Source organism: Geodermatophilus sp. CPCC 205506 (genome assembly GCF_051383635.1).
Classification (GTDB): domain Bacteria; phylum Actinomycetota; class Actinomycetes; order Mycobacteriales; family Geodermatophilaceae; genus Geodermatophilus.
Genome location: NZ_JALPKP010000033.1, coordinates 17,410 through 37,677, shown reverse-complemented (window position 1 = coordinate 37,677; position 20,268 = coordinate 17,410). Strand labels below are relative to the sequence as shown.

Genomic DNA, 20,268 nt, shown 5'->3' with positions numbered 1-20,268 from the left:
CCGGGTCCCCCGCGTGGCCCCGCGCTGCCGGCCGCCGGCAGCGCGGTGGACGACGCGGTGAACGGCGCCTACGCGGTCCTGGCGGTCGCGGCCGCACTCGCGCGGTGGGCCGCGGAGGCGGCCGCCGTCCACACGCGTCGCAGCCTCCTCCCTCGCCTGCCGTTCATCCGGCAGGACCCGGTCCGCCGGGCGTTGCACGGACCGGTGGCTCACGTGCTGGCGCATCCAGCGGCTGCCGCGGTGCGGGCCGTCACCGCGGCGGCGGACGAGCTGGTCCCCGACGTGGCCCGGGCGGTGCTCGCCCGGGTCGACGTCCCGAGCCTCGTCCGCGAGTTCGTCGACCTGGACCGGCTGGCCGCGTTGCTGGACGTGGACGGGATCGTGGCGCGGGTCGACCTCGACGCTGTGCTGCAACGGGTCGACCTGGACGCGCTGGTCGACAGGGTCGACGTCGCCCGGGTGATCGACCGGGTCGACCTCGACGAGGTCGTGGCCCGGGTCGACCTCGACCGGGCGGTGGCCCGGGTGGACCTGGACGCGCTGGTCGACAGGGTCGACGTCGCCCGGGTGATCGACCGGGTCGACCTCGACGAGGTCGTGGCCCGGGTCGACCTCGACCGTGCCGTGGCCCGGGTCGACCTGGACCAGGCGGTGGCCCGGGTGGACCTGGACGCGCTGGTCGACAAGGTCGACGTCGCCCGGGTGATCGACCGGGTCGACCTCGACGAGGTCGTGGCCCGGGTCGACCTCGACCGGGCGGTGGCCCGGGTGGACCTGGACGCGCTGGTCGACAAGGTCGACGTCGCCCGGGTGATCGACCGGGTCGACCTCGACGAGGTCGTGGCCCGGGTCGACCTCGACCGGGCGGTGGCCCGGGTGGACCTGGACGCGCTGGTCGACAAGGTCGACGTCGCCCGGGTGATCGACCGGGTGGACCTCGACGAGGTCGTGGCCCGGGTCGACCTCGACCGTGCGGTGGCCCGCGTCGACCTCGACGGTGCGGTGGACCGGGTCGACATCGACCGGGTCATCGCTCGCACCGACGTCGTCGGCCTCGCCCACTACATCGTCGAGGAGATCGACCTGCCGGGTCTGCTGCGAGCCTCGACGGGCTCGGTCACGGGCGAGGTGGTGCGCGGCGTTCGCGACCAGGGCGTGGACGCCGACCGGGCCGTCGAGCGGGTCGTGGACCGACTGCTGCACCGCAGCGGCCGGCGCACCGCGACCAGGCCCGCTGAGGACGGCACTCCAGGGGGTGCACCGTGACCCGCGCAGCGGAGCGCTCCTCCTACCCGTGGCACGACGGCCCGCACCCGGCGGGCGGCGTGGACGCGGTCCGGGCATCGGTCCGCGGGCGCCGCGCCGGCGTGGTCACGCGCTGCCTGGCGAACGTCGTCGACGCCGCGGTGGTGCTGCTCGTCCTGGCCGGTGGCTACGCCGTCTTCGCGGCGTCCCGTTTCCTCCTGTCGCCGACGAGCTTCCGGTTCCCCGCCCCGTCGCTCTCGCTCCTCATCATGGTGGGACTGGGGGTGCTGGCGGTCTACTTCGCCGTCACGTGGGCGGTGGTGGGCTCTACCTACGGTGACCGGCTGCTCGGGCTCCGCGTGGCGGACGACGAGGGTGGGAGGCTGGGTTGGGGCCGCGCGTGCGCACGAGCGGTCCTCTGCACGGTGTTCCTCCCGGGCCTGCTCTGGGTGCTGCTGAGCAAGGAGAACCGCTCGGTCCAGGACCTGGTGGTGCGTTCCTCGGTCATCTATGACTGACGGACACGGACCGGCGCGGAACGAGGCCGAGGCCGAGGGAGCTGAGCCGGAGGTCCGCGGTCCCCTCCCCCTCTGGCTCACCGTGGTGCTGGGTGTCGCGGGCACCGCCATCGCGTTGTGGGGTCTCCACGCCGCCTCCGCGATCCTCGGTCCGGTCGTCCTCGCGTTCGTCCTGGCCGTCGTCGTCCACCCGCTCATCGGTGCGCTGGTGCGCCGAGGGATCCGGAGGGGGGTCGCGGTCGCGGTCGCCGTCGTGGTCGTCGACGGCGGGTTGATCGCCTTCGCCGTCGCCCTCGCTGTCTCCATCGGCCAGTTCGCGACCGTGCTGCCCCAGTACTCCGCCGAGTGGCGGGCGCTGGTGGACGGCGTCCGCTCCCTGCTCGTCGGGGCGGGGGTCGGCCCCGAGCAGGTGGCGGACATGCTGCCGTCGGTGGAGCTGCAGTCGGTCCTCGCGGTCGTCGGGGACCTCCTCGCGGGCATCGCCGGCTCGGTCGGCGCCCTGTTCCTGCTGCTGGCGACGGCGCTGTTCATGACCGTCGAGGCGGCCGGGCTGCCGGAGCGCCTGGCGGCGGTCCCAGGGACCACGCGTCTTCGCGCGGCACTCGGGGACTTCGCGCGGTACACCCGTCGCTACGTGGTCGTGACGACGGTCTTCGGCCTCCTCGTTGCCGTGGTGGACACCCTGGCGCTGATCGTCCTCGGGATCCCGTTGCCCCTCGTGTGGGGCCTGCTGTCGTTCCTGACCAACTACGTCCCCAACATCGGCTTCTTCCTCGGGCTGGTGCCGCCCGCGCTGCTGGCGCTGCTGGTCGGGGGCCCCGGACTCGCCGTCCTCGTGATCGTCATCTACACCGTCGTCAACTTCCTCCTGCAGTCGGTCCTCCAACCTGTGGTGGTCGGGAGCGCCGTCAACCTCTCGGTCACGCTGTCGTTCCTGTCCGTCATCGTGTGGACGGCGGTCCTGGGTCCGATGGGCGCGATCCTCGCGGTCCCGCTGACCCTGTTCCTGCACGCGGTCCTCATCGGGCAGGACCCGGACCGCCGGTGGGCCAGGACCCTCCTCGCGGGCCCGTCCGGCACCGCGACGACCGGGGGACGAGGCTCCGCATGGCGCCGCCCCGGCCGGCCGGCACCGGCTCGTCGTGACGGGGAGGACGGCGGCGAGCCGGGAGAGCCGGTCCGACGCGGGCATCAGCCGAGCCGGATGAGCGGCACGGCCCCCGCCGCGCCGGGCGATCGGATCGCGGGAGCGTGAGGGCCCCGTGTCGTCTGCCGAGGACGATGCCGCCTGCCTGGGGTGGCGTCACGCTGGACTCTCCGAGCGGCATCCGAAGCGGCCGCTCCGATCCCCGGAAAGCGACACGACACGACCACCAGCGGGAGTCCCGCCATGACAGCGCCCGCGCCGCCCCTGGAGGGTTTCGCCCTCCTCGACCGGCTCATCCTGGAAGCCTTCACCGATCTCCGCTCGGCCCGGGCCGCGGCAGCGCGGGCGGGCAACCGCCAGAACCTCGACCTCCTGACACGGGCCGAGGAGCACCTGAACGCGTTGCTCGAGTACCGCCACGCCGCCGCGCGCCGGTTCCCCCCGGTGGGGGTCGGCCTGGCGGCGGAGCCCCGCGGCCGCCGCACCCGACCGCGGTGACCCTCCGACCTGGCGGCCCGTCCTCGTCCACCACGGGCGAGGAACTCAGCCGCCGCCTCCGTAGTACTCGGTGAACAGGAGCTGAGACCATGTCCGAGTCTGCACCCGACGAGATCGTGGCGACGCCGGTGCCGGACGCGATGCCCGTGCTCAACCGGGGCAAGCACCGGAACCCGTCCCGGGGCGCGTGTTTCATGGAGTACACGGCGCTGCTGGCCGGCGAGCCCTTCACCGACCAGCCCCGCTGCGTGGACGGTCAGCTGGCCGACGTCCTCCGCGTCTCCAACGACCTGCTGTCGGACGTCGACCGCCACCTCCTCGTGCCGCTCCTCGGGCGGGCCATCGGCCTCGCGGTCGTCCCCCCGCCGCCGGGCCCGACGGGGTACCGGCGCGCCGCGCGCCGGTACCGCCGCGAGGTGGTGGATCCGTACCGGGAGCGGACCGCACGGTTGCGCCGCGAGGCGACGCGCCGGTTCGTGGCGACGATCGGACCGTCGTCCTCACTGGCCACGAGGGCCTGGTCCGGGCGCAGCGGAGAACTGTCCTGGGCGTTCTGGGAGCTCATGGCCGAGCCGTCCCTGCTGCCCACGTCGCCGGAGTACGTGCGAGAGCTCATCCACCGTCTGCACGTCCTCCACGACTGCTACGAGCGGGCCATGGACGACCTCGGCCTCCCGCGCGCGGCGCCGACCAGGTGCGTGCCGGCCGACGAGGGCTCGACGGTCGGGACGTGACGTCCGGACCCTCCTGCGGATCGGCTCAGCGGCGGGCAGCGGCGTACCGCCGCAGGAAGACGGCCTCCGTGAGCGCCAGGTCGGCGATCTCCTCCGGGGCCACGCTCTCGTTCGGCGCGTGGATGGAGGCCGACGGCTCCTCCACCCCGATCAGCACGATGTCCGCTCCGGGGTAGGTGTCCGCGAGGACGCTGCAGAGCGGGATCGACCCGCCCTGACCCAGCTCGACGACCGGCCTGCCGTACACGGCCTGCATGGCGGCGGCCATCGCCCGGTGCGCGGGTCCGTCCGTGCTCGCTCGGAAGGGCGGGCCGGAGGCCTGGACCTCCGCCGTCACCCGGACCTGCCAGGGCGCGACCTCGTGCAGGTGGTCGACGAGGGCGGTCCCCGCCTGCTCGGGAGCGACCCCCGGGGGGATGCGCAGGTTCAGCCGCGCGCTGGCCCGGGGCACGATGGCCGCGGCCGACCCGACGACAGGAGGGCAGTCGATGCCGACGATGGTGATCGCCGGCCGCGTCCACAGCATGTCGGCGACCGTTCCGTCGCCCACCAGCGAGACGCCGTCCAGGACGCCGGCCTCGCGTCGGAACCTCTCGGCCGGGTAGGGCGCACCGGTCCAGACGCCCGTGCCGGGCAGGCCGTGCACGGTGGTGTTGCCTCTCTCGTCCCGCAGCGTCGCCAGCATGGCGACGAGCGCCGCCAGGGCGTCGGGTGCGGCGCCACCGAAGATGCCGGAGTGCCGCTCCGTGGCCAGGGCCTCCACCGTGACGACGACGTCGACCGTGCCCCGCAGGCTGACGGTGACCGCGGGGTGCCCCACGGCGGCGTTGCCGGTGTCGGCCACGACGATGGCGTCCGCCCGGAGGAGGTCGGCATGGCCGGGGACGAACGCCTCGAGTCCCCCGGTGCCCTGCTCCTCGGATCCCTCGACGACCAGGACGAGGTCGACCGGGACGTCGTTCCCCAGTGCCCGCAGGGCGGTCAGGTGGACGACGACGTTGCCCTTGCAGTCGGCCGCGCCGCGGCCGTACCAACGGCCCTCGACCTCGGTGAGGCGGAACGGTGGGGTGCGCCAGGCCGTCTCGTCCAGCGGGGGCTGCACGTCGTAGTGGGCGTACAGCAGCACCGTCGCGGCGTCCGGATCGCCACACGGCCGTGCCCCGATGACCGCGTTGCTCCCGTCGGGTGTCTCCACGAGCCGCACGCCGGCGAAGCCGACACCGGCGAACCGGTCGGCCACCCACTGCGCCGCGCGCAGGCACTCCTCGGGCGGGAACAGGCGCGGGTCGGCGACCGACGGGATGGCGACGAGCTCCGACAGCTCCTGGCGCACTGTCGGCATCAGCTCGGCCACGCGGGCGCGCAGGCGCTCGACCTCGCCCGTCGCGGTGCTGTCCGGGAGGGTCACCTGCCGTCGACTCACGCGGGGACGGCCGGCCGGAACGGCTGGACGTCGTGCTCCCCTCGCCGTACGAAGCCCCACGAGCCCTCGGGGACCTCGTTCCACGCGCCGGGGAGGTCCCGCAGCGGCTCGGAGACGATGAGGCGGGTGTCCGTGCCCAGGCCGTCGAGGACCTCCAGCTCCGGGTACAGCCGGCGCAGCTGGGAGATCTCGGTCGAGTAGTAGAGCGAGCTCGTGTCCTTCTCGCTGGAGTAGCGGAAGACCCAGACGGACTCGCCGTCGGTCGTCGCCACGGTCATGTGCACCGGGTGCTCGATCCCGTGGCGCCGGCCGACGTCCTCCACGAGGCCCACGGCGCGGGCGACCGCAGCGGGCGGGTCGTCGGTCAGTCCGTGGGTGAGCGCGAGGTAGAACAGGGTCTCGGTGTCGGTCGACCCCTCGATCCCCGGGTACAGCGACGGGTCCACCTGCATCACGAGGTCGTGCTTGACCTCCTGGAACCCGGCGAGGGACCCGTTGTGCATCCACAGCCAGCGCCCGTACCGGAACGGGTGGCAGTTGCTGCGCTGCACCGGCGTCCCGCTCGAGGCTCGGACGTGCGCGAACAGCAGCGGCGTCCGGATCTGGCCGGCGACCTCGCGCAGGTTCTCGTCGTTCCACGCCGGATGGGTGCTCTTGAACACCGCCGGCGTCGTACCGCCACCCTCGCCGTACCACCCGATGCCGAAGCCGTCCCCGTTCGTGGTGAAGCCCCCGAGCTCGGCGTGCAGGCTCTGGTCGATGATCGAGTGCCGCGGCCGGTAGAGCAGGTCGTGGGCGAGGATCGGGTCCCCGAAGTAGGCCATCCACCTGCACATCGCTCCCACGCCCTCTCGACGTCACGACTCGGACCAGGGCGCCAATGGACCACCTGGCGGCGTCCGGCGCGTCACTCGGCGAGGGTGAGCAGGCTCTCCGGGGCGTGCCCGTGTCCCTGGTCGGGTGCGGGCCTACGCGTGGCCCGGATCGTCCGGGTCCTGCACGCGTGGACCGCTCCGGTGTCGTGCCAACCCCTCACCGTCGCCGATGCCCCTGCGGGTGAGCGCCCGCTCGTACCGGGATGCCAGCGGTGCAGCGGTGAGCCCGTGCGCGAGGACGCTGAGGAGCACGGTCACGCCGATGATCGCGACGGCCCCGTCGGCGGCGTCCCCGAGCTCCTCGAGGGTGAGCAGCGCGAAGACCAGGGAGGCGAGCCCCCGGGGTCCGAACCAGCCGACGAAGAGCACGGTGTCGCGGTCGAGGCCGGCACCGAGACAGGCCAGCGCGACGGGCACCATCCGCACGACCGTGAGGCTCAGGCCCGCGTAGAGCACGATGGAGAGGTCGACGTGGTCGACCGCGATCGGGATGGCGAGCGCGCCGAACGCGAGCCAGACGAGCAGGGACACCAGCCCGCCGGCCTGCTCGAGGAAGACCAGCTCGGCCGGCCCCCGTCGGCCCGCTGCCGCGCCGAAGGCCAGCCCGCCGCAGAACGCGGCGACGAACCCGTTGCCGTGGACGACGAGCGCGCCGGCGTAGGCGACGAGGGCGAGGGCCAGCACGGCGACGCCGACGACGTCCTCGGAGGCCCACCCCCGCCGACGCGCCCACTGCAGCAACCAGCCGCCACCCAGACCGACACCGGCGCCCACGACCACGCCGACGCCCAGCTCGACCAGCGCCTCTCCCAGCCAGGCCGCGCCGCTGTTCCCCTGGACCGCCGTCGCGCCGGCGAGAGCGAACAGGACCACGGGGGTGACGATGCCGTCGTTCACCCCGCTCTCGACGGTGATCAGCTGCCGGACACGTACGGGCACGGCGGGGTTGGTGACGACGGGGAGTCCCAGCGCGGCGTCGGTCGGCGCGAGGGCGGCGCCCACAAGCAGGGCCAGCCAGATGCCGAGGTCCGGGAACAGCGAGTCGGCCAGGACCCATCCGGCGAGCACGGTCAGCGGCAGCCCGACCGCCAGCAGCCGCAGGTAGCGGCCGGCATCACGACGAACCTGACGGAACGGGACGCCGGCGGCGTCGGAGAAGAGCACCCACACCAGCGCCACCTCGACCAGCGGCTGCAGCGCCTCCGGAGCGGACCGGGCGTCCACCAGGCCGGCGGCGGCGAAGAGTCCACCAACACCGACGAAGACGATCGGTGCGGTGAGGTCGGCGTGCTGGAGGCGGGCGGACAGGACGCCCCACAGGAAGATCACCGCGCTGGTGATCGCGATGGTCGAGACGGCCATGGAGCCTCCCCGTGCGTCCGGGCGGGATGACGCCGGTCGGCCCGGCGGCGCCGGGTGGCGGACGGTCCGCGGCGCCCGCCGTCACCCGGCGGCCTGGCCGTACCGGAGGTGCAGGTCGGCGAGCACGTCCAGGTCGAGGAGCTCGCCGCCGTTGATGCGGTTGTCGTAGTTCTCGCTGCCCAGGAACAGCTCCCACCGCTTCCGGGTGCCCGCGTCCCAGGTGCCGTCCGGTTGGCCTCCGTAGAAGCCCTGGGCCGCCATGAGGCCCTTCAGTTCGACGGCGAGTTCGGGGCCGATCGGGACCAGCCTCGCCGGGTCGCTCGGGAAGTAGGCGAGCCGGTGCAGCGCGTAACACCTGGTGAGCTCGTCCAGCGGCTGCGGGTGGTCGTAGACGGAGATCACCACGTGCCGGTCGTCCAGTCCCCCGTAGCCACCGTCGCGCCGCAGGACCAGCAAGGCAGCGGACTGCTGGCCGCGGATGTCACCGCCGGCCCGCCGGCCGGCCTCCAGGGCCGTCGTCAACCGGTCGGCGAGCGAGGCGTTCGAGCCCTCGAACGTCCGCACCATCTCCTCGACGACCTGGCGTCCGGCCAGCCCGTTGCCGAGGGCGACGCAGTGGCGGCCTGCTGCGCTCCCGGACCAGCCGTCCCAGTCGTGGAGGTCGGCACCCGTGTGGGCCGCGGCGCGGCCGCCCCGGGCGACGAGGGCGAACTGCCGCTGGTGGGCCTGCGGGTCGTCGTTGAGCAGGACATCGACCGCCTGCTGCGGCGTGGCGCCACACCTGAGCAGCGCCAGCCCGACGGAGCCGTGCCGGGGGTTGCCGAATCCCTGCGTCGCGACGACGCCGACCTCGGCCTCGCCGTACGGCACGAGGCTGCCCACCCCGGGGAACTTGGAGGCACACGCCACACCCAGATCGCCGTCGGTCGTCTGCCAGCCGAGGATCGAGTACGTCATCGGCGTCCTCCCGGTGCGTGGCTCCCGACCGCCGAAGCCGACCGAGGCCGGGCTCGCTGGTGCGGAGCTCGGCGATCAGCCAGGTCCCGGATCCGCCGGGACGGGTGCGCCCTCCGCCGGCAGCACATGACGGTCCAGGCGCAGCAAGGTCAGCGCGTACTGCAGCGAGGGCGACGCGCCGACCACGGTGATCCGACGGCCGTGCCGCAGTGCCCGGCGGTACGCGACCAGGAGCGCGCGCAGCCCGGCATCGTCGACGTCGGTGAGTCCGCCGACGTCGAGCGTCCAGCCGGGGTGATCCGCTCTGAGCAACGCCGAGACGGCGTCGTACAGCAGATGAGTGGTGCGCACGTCCAACCGCCCGGTCAGCGTCAGGCGACCGGTGACCAGGTCGACGTGCGCCCCGGACTCCGACGGTTCCCCAGCGGCGAGGGCGCGGGGGCGGCCGGCGGAGGACGTGGCGATCGCCCGCGCCCCTCTGCGGCGGGCCGCCGGACGCCGCAGCGGACCGGCCGGCCCCCGGACGGAGTCAGGCCCCGGACGGAGGATCGACGGCACCACGCCGAGCGACGTCTCGGTGGGATCAGCGGCCACAGCATGCCCTTCGGGTGGACAGACGCGGGGGTGCCCCGACATGGCCGACACACCCCGGGGCAGCCTGGCGGGGACCCCGCTCGCGGGCCTCATCCTGTGCGGATGAGCGGAGCGTCCACGGGTCGGCGGCGGACGTACGGGTGCGCCGGCGGGGCGGGCACCGACGGTCTCCGGGAGGCGGAACCGACGTCGGGCCGGCCGGGACACATCCGACCGGCTCCGGAGGGTGGCGGGCCCCGCCAGGCGGCCGCGCCACGGACCCGCGGGCCCTCTGTCGGCCCCCTGGCGGGGGTGCGACCAGTGTGACACCCACCTCGGGTGGTCACCCGTTCAGTCAGAGGAACCCGGTCGGGGCACGATCGCGAGGACCCCGAGGTGCTGAGCTGCCTGCACGGCCGCGCCCCGACCTGCGACGTCCAGTTTGCTCTGCACCCGGCGGATCCTGGTGCGAGCGGTGTTGCTCGACACCGAGAGGCTCGACGCGATCTGGGCCGTCGACCTCCCGCGAGCCAGGTGGGAGAGGACTTCGAGGTCGCGGCGGTTCAGCGCCGACGCCGGAGCCGGACGTGGGAGGTCCCTGACCGGTTGCGGATCCGTGGGTCGCTCTTCACCCCCACGACGCGGAGAGCCGGACGAGGCGAAGCTCCAGACCGCCGGTGGGGCGGGGCGGGGCGCCGGCAACGCGCCCGCAGGAGGGACATCGTGGCGGGGAGCTCGACGACGCGTCATCCGGGACCTCCCAGGTCCTCTGTGCGCCCCCCTCCGGCTCGGGCCGCTGAAGCGGCGCAGGACGAACCGGTACGAGACTGAGCGCGCCACCGAAGCTAGGAGAAGGGCGCCGACGCCGCTTTACCCATCCGGTCGTGGCCCTTATCTTTCGGCGCAGCGCGGAGGGAACCGGTCATGCGCCCTCGCATTCGGACGAACGTGCTCACCGAGTACGCGGGGTTGGCCCGATCCTCGGGGCTCGACCCAGCGGTCGTGCTCGGACGGGTGGGTCTGGACCTCGCCGACCTCGCCGTGCCCGACCGCTGGATCCCGGCCGCTCCGGTGGCGCGGCTCCTGGAACTGTCCGCACAGCAGTCGGGCTGCCCCGACTTCGGCCTGCGCCTGGCGCAGCTGCCCAGACTCGGGACCCTCGGTCCCCTGAGCGTCGCACTCCGCGACGAGCCCGATCTGCGCAGTGCCGTGGCCCTGCTGACGGAGTACGCGCCTGCCTACAACGAGGCGCTGCACCTCCGTCTGAGGGAGGACGGCGACCGGGCCGTGATCGAGGTCTGGCTCGAGTTCGGCGAGCCCGCACCGCGCGATCAGGTGCTCGATCTGGTCATGGCGGAGCTGTCGGGGATCATCCGGGCTCTGCTGGGCAGCGGTTGGCGACCCCGGTCCGCCGGCTTCGTCCGCTCCCCGCCCGCGGACGCGGAACCGTGGCGCCGGCTCTTCGGCCCCCGCGTGGTCTTCGCCCGCCGGTCCAACAGCCTGGTCCTCCAGGCGCAGGAGCTCGGCGCCCGGGTCATCACGTCGGATCCCTCGCTGCGGCCGTACACCCGGCGGTTCCTCGACACGGTGGTGGCCCCTCGACCACCGGCTGCCACCGCGGGCCTGGCGGACGTGGCGGAAGCCGTGGAGCTCCTGCTGCCGCTCGGGCGCCTGTCGTTGACGCGGGCGAGCCGGCGCCTCGGCCTCCGTCCCCGGGAACTCCAGCGGTACCTGGCCCAGCAGGACCAGACCTTCTCCTCCGTCCTGGACACCACCCGGGCGCGCCTGGTGGAGCGCTTTCTCACGAACGGGCGGTACTCGCTGACCGAGGTGTCACAGCTGCTGGGGTTCAGCGCACCGAGCGCCTTCTCGCGCTGGTTCCGCCGGCAGTTCGGCACGAGTCCCACGGAGTGGCGGCGGGCGGCTCGCGCCAGGTCGGAGAGCGACGCCACGTCGGCGTGGGAGTCGAGGGGCTGGCCGTAGGCGACGCACGTGGCTGACCCCGGGCTGGGTCACGAGGCTGCGCTGCCCGGCCGTCGCCGGGCCGGTGTCGGTCCAGACGCTCGTCCCGGGCACGACCGTCCGGACGGGGTGATCCCCCCGCGCAGCGGAACGGCCATGCTCCCTCGGACACCGAGGATCACCGCTGGAGGTGCGCCGTGGGATCGATGCGTGCCAGGCGGTGGTGTGCCCGGTGTGGCTTCGCCCTCGTCGCGATCGCCTTCGTCGTGCTGCTCGCGTTCGCCGGCCGTCGCGGCCTGTGGCTCGTGCTGCTCACCGCCGGAGCGGCCGTCGTGGTCGTCGCCGCTCTCTACTGGTTCCTCCTGCGACGTGGGCCGCTGCGCTGGCTGGCGCTGGCCCTCGCCGTGGGCGCACCGGTGGCGGTCATCGCGGTGTTCGTGGCCGACCGGCTGCTCTGGGTCGCCGTCGTCGCCGCTGCGCTGCTCGCCACCGGGGTCGCCGCCGCCCGCCTGGCGCTGCGCCCCGACCGGTCGCGCTGGACGATGGAGGTCACCGACGCGCCGGCACCCCGGCACCCGTTCTTCGTCATGAACCCGCGGTCCGGCGGGGGCAAGGTCGGCCGCTTCCGGCTGCGGGAGCTGGCCGAGGAACTCGGTGCCGAGGTGGCCCTGCTGGACCAGCCGGGCACCGACGTCCAGGAACTCGCCCGACGTGCCCTGGCCCGGGGTGCCGACCTCATCGGCGTGGCCGGTGGCGACGGCACGCAGGCGCTGGTGGCCCAGGTCGCAGCCGAGCACGACGTGCCGTTCCTGGTCATCAGCGCCGGTACCCGCAACCACTTCGCCCTCGACCTGGGGTTGGACCGGAGCGACCCCTCCCGGTGCCTCGACGCCCTGCGCGACGGCGTGGAGGCACGGATAGACCTCGGCGACATCAACGGCCGCACGTTCGTGAACAACGCGTCCTTCGGTGCCTACGCGGAGATCGTGGAGAACCCGGCCTACCGCGACGACAAGCGCGGCACGACCCTCGACGCCCTCCCGGACCTGCTGGCCCGGCGACGCGGCGCCCACCTCGTCGCCGAGGTCGGCGAGTCGCGGATCGACGCGCCGCAGGCCCTGCTGGTGAGCAACAACCCGTACGCGGCCTCCGACCTCGCGGGGACGGGACGTCGGTTCAGGCTGGACCGGGGGGTCCTCGGCGTGATCGCCGTCCGCGTGGACAGCACGCGGCAGGCCGTCGGCCTGCTGAACGGCGCCCACCGGGAGGGACTGCAACTGGCGGAGGCACCCGAGGTCGTGGTCACCGCGGACGTCGCCGAGGTCCCGATCGGCATCGACGGCGAGACCGTGCGGCTGACGACCCCGGTGCGCTGCACGATCCGTCCCGGTGCCCTCCGGGTCAGGCTCCCCCGCAACCGGCCGGGGGTGCCGCCGCCGCGGGCGCGTCTGGACTGGGCCGCGCTGTGGGGTCTGGCAGTCGGCCGGCCGGTCGCGCTCGACGGTTCCTCTGGAGTGGACCGCGGCCCCGTGGGCCCCGACGCCGCCGCCCCGTCGAGGAGCCGCGAGAACTGACGCCCCGGCGGCCTGCCGGCCCCGGCGCCCTCACCCGGGGTGCTGAGGGGGCGCCTGTGGCTCCGGGAGAGCGGTCGCCTGCGGCGTCGTGCCGGTGGTCCCGTCGGTCCAGCTGGCGCCGGTCTTGGCGCGGAAGGCCTCGACGGCGGCCTCGACGGTCGGGAAGAAGTGCTGGGGCTCGATCTCGCGGGTCAGCCCGTAGCGCTCGATCTTGCGCCGCACCGGGTCCTTGAGCTCGGCGAACACCAGGGTCTGGCCGTTCTCGTCGAGCAGCCGGTCCAGGTCGAACAGCATGTCGGCCGCCGTGGTGTCGACGTCGGTGATGGGCTCGGCCGCGACGACGATCCAGCGAGGCGGCGGCTCGCCACGGGAGAGCGTCCTGCACTCGTCCCGGAACGTCTTCGCGTTGGCGAAGAGCAGCGGCGCGTCGAAACGGTAGATGACCAGCCCCGGGAGCCGGCGCGCCTGCGGGTACGAGCGGACGTCGTGGTAGCCGGCCACGCCGTCGACGAGCCCGAGCGTCGTCTGGTACGGCCGCCACGCACGGCGGAAGACGTTGAGGATCGACAGCCCGACCGCGATCACGATCCCGGGCAGCACGCCGAGCAGCGCCACCCCGGCGAAGGCGATGATGGAGAGGCTGAACTCGACCTTGCGCTGGTGCCACAGCCGTGCTGTGCCCGGCAGGTCGGCCAGCGAGAGGCACGCTGTGATCACGACCGCGGCGAGCGCGGCCTGGGGCAGGTTCCGGAACAGCCCCGGCAGCAGCAGGATCATCAGCAGGATCAGCGCGGCGCCGGTGACCCCGGTCAGCTGGGACCGTGCGCCGGCGCGCTCGGCCACCGCGGTGCGGGATCCACTGGTGCTGACCGGGAACCCCTGGAACAGGCCGGCCGCGAGATTGGCCGTGCCGATGCCGATCATCTCCTGGTTGCCCCGGACGTCCTGCCCGGTCCGCTCGGCGAACGACGACGCGGTGGAGATGGTGTCCGCCAACGCCACCAGCGCGATCGCGACCGCACCCCCCGCCAGCGGAACGAGGTCGGACCAGGCGACGTCGGGGACGGTGAGCGGCGGGAAGCCCTGCGGCAGCACGCCGACCAGGTCCACCCCGTGCTGCTCCAGGTCCAGGAGGTTGGTGAAGGCGATGGCGAGGACGACCATCACCAGCACCGCAGGGACCCTGGGCCACCACCGCTGGAAGGCCAGGATCACCACGACGCCGCCGAGCCCCACCGCGGCCGCGGCCGGCACGACGTCCCCCTGCGTCACGCCCCGCGCGAACCCGGCGATCTCCCCCAGGAGTCCGTCCGCGTCGACGGAGAAGCCCAGGAGCTTCGGCAGCTGGCCGACCAGGATCGTGAGGGCCAGCCCGTTCATGTACCCGATCATGGTGGGCCTCGACAGGAGGTCGGCGACGAAGCCGAGACCCGCCCACCCTGCCGCGACCATGACGATCCCGACCATCAGCGCGAGCATCGACGCCAGCGCGACCGCTCGCCCGGGATCCCCGCCTGCGGCCACCAACGGCAGGATCGTCGCCGCGATCATCGGGCCGAGCGAAGAGTCCGGCCCGAGCACGAGGATCCGCGAGGGGCCGAACACCGCGTAGCCGAGGAGGCACGTGATCGTCGTGTAGAGGCCGGTGATCGGCGGCAGGCCGGCCAGCTCCGCGTAGGCCATCCCCTGCGGCACGAGCAGCGCGGTCAGCACCACCCCGGCCACGAGGTCCTTGACCAGCCACGAGCGGCGGTACCCGCGGAGCGCTCGGACACCGGCCGGCAGCAGGCGCACCGGCGGGCTCACCGGTGATGGCGGTCGGTGTCGGCCGGCGGACCCGGCCGGACGTCCGGCGCCCCGCCCGACTGCGGTGTCCCGCCCCGGTGACGCAGCGCCCGGTAGGTGTCGCGGAGCTTCTTCTCCACCAGGATGGGGACGAACGCCTGCACACGAGCGGTCGCGAAGGTCTCGAGCACCTCTGTCGCCAGGCGGCGGATCTCGTGCCGGTCCACGCCGTACTCGGCGTGCAGCCGCCCGACGAGTGAGTCGACGAAGGACGCGGCGACCGGCACCAGGCCGTTGAGCGGATCATCGTCCTCGGCAACGACCACGGTGGCGGTCACGGTCATCTCGCGCCTCCTCGCGCCGCCGTCCTCCCGGCGGAAACGCCCCGAGTGTGGTGTGCGGCCCGGGCACCGGTCCTCATCCGTGCCGGATGACGGCGTCCGATCAGCCCTGCCGGTCCAGCCGCCAGGCCACCAGACCGAACAGGACGCCGAGGGCGTTCGTGGCCCAGTGCGCGGCGACGCTGGCGAGGACGCTGCCGCTGCGCCGGCGCAGCTCGCCGAAGACCAGGCCGCCGATCGCGGTGAACGCGACGGTTCCCGCGACGACGACGGCGCTCCCCGCGCCGCCGACCGCGTCGGACACGCCGCGGTTGGTCTCTCCCAGGCCCAGCGACGGGAGGATGTGCCACAACCCGAAGAGGGCCGAGGTGGTGACCAGGACCTGCCACTGCCGCAGGTGCCGCGCGAGCACGCCCCAGAGGACCGATCGGAAGGCGAGCTCCTCGAGCGCCACGGTGCCGAACGGGATCACGACGAACGCCTTGTGCAGCGCCCCCGGGACGGGCAGGTCGTAGCGGACGTCCTGGAACGCCGGCCGGGTGGCCGGCAGCAGCAGGCCCACCACGTAGACGCCCGCGACGACGGCGATCGCACCCAGTCCCCACCGGGCCCCCGACCCCAGGCGGTCGCGGCCCAGCCCGAGCTGCGACCAGGTCAACCCCTCCCACCGCGCCCAGGCGAGGAGGGCGGCCCCCTCCAGCCCGCGGACCCACCAGGGCGGGTGCAGCAGGTGGTCGACGACGTTGATCGCCGCGAGCGCCACCACGACGGCGCCGGAGACGACGCGGTAGCGCGCCCGGCGGGCGGCGGACGTGGTCACGCGCGCCCTCCTGCGCGTCCCCCCGCCACCGGGTCAGTTCCCGCCGAGCAGCTGCCGCAGCCGGTCGGTGTCGGCGTCGGTCCAGCCGGGTGGCTGTGCGACGTCCGCCCAGCCGTCCACGTAGTCGGCCTGGTACTTGTGCCCGTGCCCGTCCGGCACACCGGTCGAGAACACCAGGTCCGCGGTGACCTGCCAGAACGTGACGAACGGCAGCCACACCGTGCTCTCGGAGACGTCGGGTCCCCGTTCGCCGCGCAGCCAGTCCGGCCGGCCCAGGATCAGCCGCGGCGACCACCACACGATCGGGTCCGAGGCGTTCTGCAGGTACACGACCCGCGGCTCGCCCCAGGGACCCGGCGGGCTGCCGAGGTCCGGCGCCTCGTCGGCGAAGCGCACCGTGCGGCCGTCGTCGTAGACCGGCAGCCACTCCGGGGACCCGGCCTCGCGGTCGGCGACCAGTCCGCGCCACAGCTCGTTGAAGTTGGGCGGCCCGGCCCACAGCACACCACTCGTGCGGTTCTGGATGTCCGCGAGTCCGCTGAAGGCGGCCTCCCCGCCGAAGGTGCCGAGGCTCTCCCCGAAGACGTACAGCTGCGGCCGGCTGCGCTCGGGCAGCCTCGACCAGGTGCCGTAGACCGCGTCGAACAGCGCGCGGCCGGCGTCGCGCGCCTTGGCCTGGTCGACCAGGAACGACAGCCAGCTGGGCAGGTAGGAGTACTGCATCGCCACCATCGCGGTGTCGCCGTTGAACTCGTACTCCAGCGACCCGCTCGCCGCCGGGTCCACCCAGCCGGTCCCCGTCGTCGTCACCACCACGAGGACGGCCCGGTCGAAGCCGCCGGCCCGCTCGAGTTCGCGGGCGGCGAGGGCGGCGCGATCCCCGACGTCCCCGGCCGACGCCAGCCCGACGTACGCGCGGACCGGCACCTGGGCCGGCCGGCCCGAGAAGTCCGCGAGCTCCTCGACCGTCGGCCCCGTGCCGACGAAGTTGCGTCCCTGCAGCCCGAGGTCCTCCCACGGCACCAGGGAGTCCGGGCTCCCCGACCGCTCGGGCGCCGCGGGCTCCACCGCGCCCTCCTCCGTGCCGTCGTCCTTGACGCTGAACGCCGAGTTGGCCGCGCTCACCAGCCCCTGGAACAGCACGCCGTTCAGGAGGAAGACGACCAGGACGGTCACCGCGATGACGCCCAGGGGCCGGGCGACCCGCGACGGCAGGACCCGACCGAGCACCCGGACCAGCCAGTGGGCCAGCCGCCGGACGCCCCGGCCGATGGCGACGACGCCGGCGAACACGAGCACGGCGACGACGACGATGCCGAGCGACGAGTAGCCCTCGGGCGGCGTCAGACCCATCAGCTCGTGGATCTCCCGCTGCCAGCCCGCGCCGAGCCACAGCATGACCAGGCAGAGCAGGGTGCCGGCCACGGCGAGCACCTGCCAGGCACGGTGGCGGACACCGGCCGGGACCCGGCTCTCCGTGACCTCTGCGACGAACCACGCGACGGTGACGCCTGCGCCGTAGCCGATCGCCGCGGTGATGCCGGCGATCAGCCCCTGCAGCAGCCAGCCCCGGGGCAGCAGCGACGGCGACAGCGAGCTGCAGCCGAACAGGAGTGCGCCGAGGGTGCCGCTCCAGGTGTAGCGCGGCAGCCTCCTCCGCCACCCGCGGGAACGGTCCCGGCCCGGCGCCGACCCCTCCGGGGAGGACGAGGGCCCGACGACCATCCTGGCAGGAATGGGCCTCGCCGTCGGTTCCGCCGTCATGCCCCGCTCCGCTCGTCGGACCACCGACGCTAGGGGCCCTCCGGCGGAGCGGACTCCTACCGGCAGGATGAACCGCGGTCGCCGCGCGGGGCCCACCATCCGGTCATGCCACGTTCGCGATCACGGTCGGTGCGGCCGGCCCGCGGGAGTCTGCCCGGGACGAGCACCGCGGCCGATGTCGGTCTGGTCGTGGCCGCGGCGACGGCCCCCGGCACGTTCGCCCCGTCGCTCTCCCACCGCAGTGCGGTGGACCAGGGCCTGGTGACCGGGCTGGCCACGGGTCTGCACCACCTGCTCACGGCCGGGGCGCAGGACGCGCTGGAGACGACGGCACGGTTCCTCGTCGGCGGAGCGGCGTCCCCGTCCAGGCAGCGCGCCACCACGATCGCGGTCGACGCCGCGGCCGTGCCTCTCGGGCTGGCGGCGCTCAAGGCGTTCCCGCCGCGGCCCGACGACCCGCTCCGCGGGGTCGTCCGCCAGGCGGCGTGGCGGCTCGGCGCCACGGGCCTCGGCGGCGCGCTCCTCGGCGGAGCCGAGATCGGCGCGCAGGCGCTCGACGACCGACTGCGGCTGCACGGACGCCTCGCCGCCGTACCGCTGGCGGTGCCCGTCGGCCTCGGCATCGCCTACGTCGTGGACCGGCTGCGCTCGGAGGAGCACGCCGAGGCCACCGACGGGGCGGAAGCTCCGCCGCCGCTGTCGTCCCTCGGCGTCGCGGCGGGGGTCGTCGGGTGCCTGGCCGGTGTCGCCTACGGCGAGCACGCACTCGCCGACCTCGCGGCACGCCGGCTGGCCGCGGTGCTGCCCGGGCCGCCCGAGCTCTGGCGGCTGGCGGGCCACGCGGGCTTCCTCGTGGGGCTGGGGGCCGGCGCCACCTCGCTCTGGCACCGGGCGATGCGGCGGATCGAGGCGATGACGGCGGCCGACGTGCCCGTGATCGAGGCGGGCGAGGCCGACAGATGGGTGCCGTCGACGGTCAGCGGTGGCCCCGGCAGTCTGGTGTCCTGGGCGGGGATGGGCCGCGACGGCCGGCTGCACGCCCTCGCATCCGTGCGGCCGCAGCCGCTCGCGACCCGCCCGGACGGCGTGCCGGACCTGTCGATCGAGACCGTCATGGGCACGCCCGCCCGCGGTGCACCCGTGCAGGTGTACGTCGGGCTGGACAACGCCCCGACCCCGCGTGCACGGGTGGACCTCGCGATGGCCGAACTGGAGCGGACCGGCGCGTTCGACCGGTCGCTGCTCGTCCTGGTCTCGCCGACCGGCACGGGGTACGTCAACTACGTCGCCGTCGCCGCGCTCCAGTACCTCGCCCTCGGTGACGTCGCCACGGTGGCCCTGCAGTACTCGCGCCGCCCGTCGCCGCTGTCCCTCGGCATGGTGCCCGGGGCCCGGGAGCAGAACCGGCTGCTGTGGCTGCGGATCCTCCAGCGCCTCCGCGATCGGCCGGGCCCCCGCCCGCGCATCGCGGTGTTCGGCGAGAGCCTCGGCGCGCACACCAGCCAGGACGTGTTCCTGCACTGGGGAACGCTGGGGCTCGACGCCATGGGCATCGACCGGGCGCTGTGGATCGGGACGCCGTACGGGAGCGGGTGGATGCGCCAGGTCACCCGCGGCAACCGCCTCGACGTCGACGCCGACGCCGTCGCCGTCGTCAACGACCACGAGCAGTTCGTCGCGCTCCGCGAGGAGCGCGGCTGCCCGCCGCGCTTCGTCCTGGTGAGCCACGACAACGACGGTGTGACGAAGTTCGGCCAGGACCTGCTCTGGTACCCCCCGGACTGGCTGGGCCCCTCACGCCCGCGCCCGGAGCCGGTCGCCGCCGGGAGCCCCCGCGGCATCCCCCCGGCCATGCGGTGGCGGCCGGTGACGACGTTCTTCCAGAGCCTCATCGACATGAAGAACGCGCAGACGTCGGGGGCCTTCGGGGCGTGGCAGCACGACTACCGCGCGGACCTGCCCCGCTTCCTCAGCGACGTGTTCGGGCTCCCCGCGTCCCCGGAGCAGCTGCTCCGCATCGAGGAGACCCTCCAGGTGCGCGAGACTGTGCGGGAGCGGCTGTTCGCCGTCGTCCCGGGCGCCGTCGGTTGACCGTCCCCACATCCTCCGCGGCGGACGGTGTCCCGCCGGGCCGGCCCGGGGAGGCTGCGACGCATGCGGGTGAGCCTCGAACAGCACCTCGGGTCCCGGCAGGTCGGCAGGGTGGTCTACGGCTCGATCATCGGGCTGGCCCTCGTCGTGGCGATCGAGAGCCACCCCCCGAAGCCGTGGGTCATGGCGGTCTGGCTGGTCGGGACGGCCCTGGCGGTGGGGCTGGCGGAGGTCTACAGCGAGGTGGTGGGCACCGAGACGAGGACCCGCCGGCCGGTCACCCGCAGGCAGGTCGGGCACATGGCCGAGGACGCGGTGGCGGTCGGCTTCGGAGTCGCCTTCCCCGCCGTGTTCTTCCTGCTCGCCGCCTTGGGGCTGTTCGACGTCGACGCCGCGTTCACCGTCGCGAAGTGGACGGGGCTCGGCCTGATCGGCTTCTACGGGTACTGGGCGGCGCGCTTCGCCGGCTCGGCGCCCCACCAGGCGCTGCTCAAGGGTGCCGTCGTGGCCCTGATCGGAGCCGGGCTGATCGCCCTCAAGGCCCTGGTCCACTGACCGTGGTCCCCGTCGCGGTCGCCCCGGCCGGGCACCGGGACGAC

General features: G+C 74.1%; 19 protein-coding genes. 9 read left to right on the top strand and 10 right to left on the bottom strand.

Features of this window, described 5'->3' with window-relative positions:
- Positions 1-45 precede the first annotated feature (45 nt).
- From MY520_RS18375 to MY520_RS18355, 5 genes are all read left to right on the top strand, one after another.
- The gene (locus MY520_RS18375; RefSeq protein WP_436694006.1) at positions 46-1,266 is read left to right on the top strand and encodes a hypothetical protein; all 1,221 of its coding nucleotides are present in this window, start codon (positions 46-48) and stop codon (positions 1,264-1,266) included.
- Complete coding sequence (locus tag MY520_RS18370; protein ID WP_436694005.1) at positions 1,263-1,763, top strand: RDD family protein; 501 nt, start codon at positions 1,263-1,265, stop codon at positions 1,761-1,763. Before MY520_RS18375 ends, MY520_RS18370 begins: the two co-directional genes overlap by 4 nt.
- Positions 1,756-3,018: an AI-2E family transporter gene (locus tag MY520_RS18365; protein WP_436694004.1), complete on the top strand. Its 1,263-nt coding sequence runs from the start codon at positions 1,756-1,758 to the stop codon at positions 3,016-3,018. Before MY520_RS18370 ends, MY520_RS18365 begins: the two co-directional genes overlap by 8 nt.
- A 135-nt stretch (positions 3,019-3,153) precedes the next feature.
- A complete protein-coding gene (locus tag MY520_RS18360; protein ID WP_436694003.1) occupies positions 3,154-3,408 on the top strand; it encodes a hypothetical protein in 255 nt (84 codons plus the stop codon).
- A gap of 89 nt (positions 3,409-3,497) precedes the next feature.
- A complete protein-coding gene (locus tag MY520_RS18355) occupies positions 3,498-4,142 on the top strand; it encodes a hypothetical protein (RefSeq protein ID WP_436694002.1) in 645 nt (214 codons plus the stop codon).
- A gap of 25 nt (positions 4,143-4,167) precedes the next feature.
- Here MY520_RS18355 and MY520_RS18350 read toward each other — a convergent pair whose 3' ends face one another.
- From MY520_RS18350 to MY520_RS18325, 6 genes are all read right to left on the bottom strand, one after another.
- Positions 4,168-5,565 (bottom strand): dipeptidase, encoded by a 1,398-nt coding sequence (locus MY520_RS18350; protein WP_436694001.1) that lies wholly within the window; start codon positions 5,563-5,565, stop codon positions 4,168-4,170.
- On the bottom strand, positions 5,562-6,389 hold the full coding sequence (locus tag MY520_RS18345; RefSeq protein WP_436694000.1) for a class II glutamine amidotransferase: 828 nt from the start codon (positions 6,387-6,389) through the stop codon (positions 5,562-5,564). The genes MY520_RS18350 and MY520_RS18345 overlap by 4 nt, the downstream gene beginning before the upstream one ends.
- Before the next feature lie 144 nt (positions 6,390-6,533).
- On the bottom strand, positions 6,534-7,802 hold the full coding sequence (locus MY520_RS18340; protein WP_436693999.1) for a cation:proton antiporter domain-containing protein: 1,269 nt from the start codon (positions 7,800-7,802) through the stop codon (positions 6,534-6,536).
- A gap of 81 nt (positions 7,803-7,883) precedes the next feature.
- Positions 7,884-8,759: a DUF1028 domain-containing protein gene (locus tag MY520_RS18335; RefSeq protein ID WP_436693998.1), complete on the bottom strand. Its 876-nt coding sequence runs from the start codon at positions 8,757-8,759 to the stop codon at positions 7,884-7,886.
- A 75-nt stretch (positions 8,760-8,834) separates the two neighbouring features.
- Positions 8,835-9,353 (bottom strand): STAS domain-containing protein, encoded by a 519-nt coding sequence (locus MY520_RS18330; RefSeq protein ID WP_436693997.1) that lies wholly within the window; start codon positions 9,351-9,353, stop codon positions 8,835-8,837.
- 330 nt (positions 9,354-9,683) lie between these two features.
- Positions 9,684-10,082, bottom strand: coding sequence for a response regulator transcription factor (locus MY520_RS18325; RefSeq protein ID WP_436693996.1), 399 nt, complete (start codon positions 10,080-10,082; stop codon positions 9,684-9,686).
- A 174-nt stretch (positions 10,083-10,256) separates the two neighbouring features.
- Here MY520_RS18325 and MY520_RS18320 point away from each other — a divergent pair, with 174 nt between their 5' ends.
- Both MY520_RS18320 and MY520_RS18315 read left to right on the top strand, forming a co-directional pair.
- Positions 10,257-11,315: an AraC family transcriptional regulator gene (locus MY520_RS18320; protein WP_436693995.1), complete on the top strand. Its 1,059-nt coding sequence runs from the start codon at positions 10,257-10,259 to the stop codon at positions 11,313-11,315.
- A gap of 185 nt (positions 11,316-11,500) precedes the next feature.
- Positions 11,501-12,868, top strand: a complete 1,368-nt coding sequence (locus MY520_RS18315; RefSeq protein WP_436693994.1) for a diacylglycerol kinase family protein — start codon at positions 11,501-11,503, stop codon at positions 12,866-12,868.
- 30 nt (positions 12,869-12,898) lie between these two features.
- Here MY520_RS18315 and MY520_RS18310 read toward each other — a convergent pair whose 3' ends face one another.
- From MY520_RS18310 to MY520_RS18295, 4 genes are all read right to left on the bottom strand, one after another.
- Complete coding sequence (locus MY520_RS18310) at positions 12,899-14,662, bottom strand: SulP family inorganic anion transporter (RefSeq protein WP_436693993.1); 1,764 nt, start codon at positions 14,660-14,662, stop codon at positions 12,899-12,901.
- Between the two features lie 8 nt (positions 14,663-14,670).
- Positions 14,671-14,997, bottom strand: coding sequence for a three-helix bundle dimerization domain-containing protein (locus tag MY520_RS18305; RefSeq protein WP_436693992.1), 327 nt, complete (start codon positions 14,995-14,997; stop codon positions 14,671-14,673).
- Between the two features lie 100 nt (positions 14,998-15,097).
- Positions 15,098-15,814, bottom strand: coding sequence for a CPBP family intramembrane glutamic endopeptidase (locus MY520_RS18300; protein ID WP_436693991.1), 717 nt, complete (start codon positions 15,812-15,814; stop codon positions 15,098-15,100).
- 33 nt (positions 15,815-15,847) lie between these two features.
- A complete protein-coding gene (locus MY520_RS18295) occupies positions 15,848-17,539 on the bottom strand; it encodes an alpha/beta hydrolase (RefSeq protein WP_436693990.1) in 1,692 nt (563 codons plus the stop codon).
- A 144-nt stretch (positions 17,540-17,683) separates the two neighbouring features.
- On the opposite strand from MY520_RS18295, the gene MY520_RS18290 reads away from it, so the two are divergent.
- A complete protein-coding gene (locus tag MY520_RS18290) occupies positions 17,684-19,669 on the top strand; it encodes an alpha/beta-hydrolase family protein (RefSeq protein WP_436693989.1) in 1,986 nt (661 codons plus the stop codon).
- A 63-nt stretch (positions 19,670-19,732) separates the two neighbouring features.
- A complete protein-coding gene (locus MY520_RS18285) occupies positions 19,733-20,224 on the top strand; it encodes a hypothetical protein (protein WP_436693988.1) in 492 nt (163 codons plus the stop codon).
- Positions 20,225-20,268 lie beyond the last annotated feature (44 nt).

Excerpts from the sequence above, each read along its gene's own strand:
- MY520_RS18365 (WP_436694004.1), top strand. The coding sequence starts at position 1,756 with ATGACTGACGGACACGGACCGGCGCGGAACGAGGCCGAGGCCGAGGGA.
- MY520_RS18360 (WP_436694003.1), top strand. The coding sequence starts at position 3,154 with ATGACAGCGCCCGCGCCGCCCCTGGAGGGTTTCGCCCTCCTCGACCGG.
- MY520_RS18355 (WP_436694002.1), top strand. The coding sequence starts at position 3,498 with ATGTCCGAGTCTGCACCCGACGAGATCGTGGCGACGCCGGTGCCGGAC.
- MY520_RS18345 (WP_436694000.1), bottom strand. The coding sequence starts at position 6,389 with ATGGCCTACTTCGGGGACCCGATCCTCGCCCACGACCTGCTCTACCGG.
- MY520_RS18340 (WP_436693999.1), bottom strand. The coding sequence starts at position 7,802 with ATGGCCGTCTCGACCATCGCGATCACCAGCGCGGTGATCTTCCTGTGG.
- MY520_RS18335 (WP_436693998.1), bottom strand. The coding sequence starts at position 8,759 with ATGACGTACTCGATCCTCGGCTGGCAGACGACCGACGGCGATCTGGGT.
- MY520_RS18325 (WP_436693996.1), bottom strand. The coding sequence starts at position 10,082 with ATGACGCGTCGTCGAGCTCCCCGCCACGATGTCCCTCCTGCGGGCGCG.
- MY520_RS18320 (WP_436693995.1), top strand. The coding sequence starts at position 10,257 with ATGCGCCCTCGCATTCGGACGAACGTGCTCACCGAGTACGCGGGGTTG.
- MY520_RS18315 (WP_436693994.1), top strand. The coding sequence starts at position 11,501 with ATGCGTGCCAGGCGGTGGTGTGCCCGGTGTGGCTTCGCCCTCGTCGCG.
- MY520_RS18305 (WP_436693992.1), bottom strand. The coding sequence starts at position 14,997 with ATGACCGTGACCGCCACCGTGGTCGTTGCCGAGGACGATGATCCGCTC.
- MY520_RS18295 (WP_436693990.1), bottom strand. The coding sequence starts at position 17,539 with ATGGTCGTCGGGCCCTCGTCCTCCCCGGAGGGGTCGGCGCCGGGCCGG.
- MY520_RS18290 (WP_436693989.1), top strand. The coding sequence starts at position 17,684 with ATGCCACGTTCGCGATCACGGTCGGTGCGGCCGGCCCGCGGGAGTCTG.
- MY520_RS18285 (WP_436693988.1), top strand. The coding sequence starts at position 19,733 with ATGCGGGTGAGCCTCGAACAGCACCTCGGGTCCCGGCAGGTCGGCAGG.